Origin of the sequence: Cupriavidus sp. WS (assembly GCF_000395345.1) — a bacterium.
GTDB lineage: Bacteria > Pseudomonadota > Gammaproteobacteria > Burkholderiales > Burkholderiaceae > Cupriavidus > Cupriavidus basilensis_B.
In genome coordinates, this window is the sequence record NZ_AQPL01000717.1 from 1 (window position 1) to 1,053 (window position 1,053).

1 protein-coding gene is annotated in these 1,053 nt (G+C 64.8%); it reads right to left on the reverse strand.

Going from position 1 to position 1,053, the window contains the following annotated elements:
- Positions 1 to 21: 21 nt before the first annotated feature.
- The coding region (locus K206_RS40625; RefSeq protein WP_020207184.1) for a bifunctional UDP-4-keto-pentose/UDP-xylose synthase at positions 22 to 1,053 on the reverse strand (1,032 nt) is incomplete at its 5' end.

Below are 1,053 nucleotides of genomic sequence, written 5' to 3' on the forward strand. Positions count from 1 at the left end.
TGCGTGCCATCGGCGCGGGCCTCAGTTGGCCGAGTCGACCAGGGTGCGGGCCTCGACGACCTTGCCGCGGTAGGCCTCGAAGATGGCGCGCAGCGCGTCTTCCATGCTGACGGCGGGTTTCCAGCCCAGTTCTTCGACGGTGTTGTCGATCTTGGGCACGCGGTTCTGCACGTCCTGGTAGCCCTTGCCGTAGAAGTCGCCCGAGGACGTTTCGACGATCTGGGTCTGGCGGGCGAGTTCGGCGTATTCCGGGTAGTCGGCGGCCATCTTGAGCATCATCTCGGCGAGTTCGCGCACCGAGTGAATGTTGGCCGGGTTGCCGATGTTGTAGATCTTGCCGGTGGCGATGCCTTGCGGGTTCTCGATGATGCGCATGAGGGCGCTGATGCCGTCGGTGATGTCGGCGAAGGCGCGCTTCTGGGCACCGCCGTCGACCAGCTTGATCGGCTCGCCGCGCACGATGTGGCCGAGGAACTGGGTGACGACGCGGGAGGAGCCTTCCTTCGACTCGAAGATGGAGTCGAGGCCGGCGCCGATCCAGTTGAACGGGCGGAACAGGGTGTAGTTGAGGCCCTGCTCCATGCCGTAGGCGTGGATGACGCGGTCCATCAGCTGCTTGGAGCAGGCGTAGATCCAGCGGGGCTTGTTGATGGGGCCGCAGATCAGCTCGGAGGTCTCGGGGTCGAACTCGTCGTCGTGACACATGCCGTAGACCTCGGAGGTCGAGGGGAAGACGAGGTGCTTGCCGTACTTGACGGCGGCGCGGACGATGGGGAGGTTGGCCTCGAAGTCGAGCTCGAACACGCGCAGGGGCTGGCGCACGTAGGTGGCCGGGGTGGCGATGGCGACGAGGGGGAGGACGACATCGCATTTGCGGATGTTGTACTCGATCCACTCCTTGTTGATGGTGATGTCGCCCTCGAAGAAGTGCATGCGTGGGTGGTCGATCAGGTCGCCGAGGCGGTCGCTGGCCATGTCCATGCCGTAGACCTCCCACGGCGTGGTTTCGAGAATGCGGCGCGTCAGGTGGTGGCCGATGAAGCCGTTGACGCC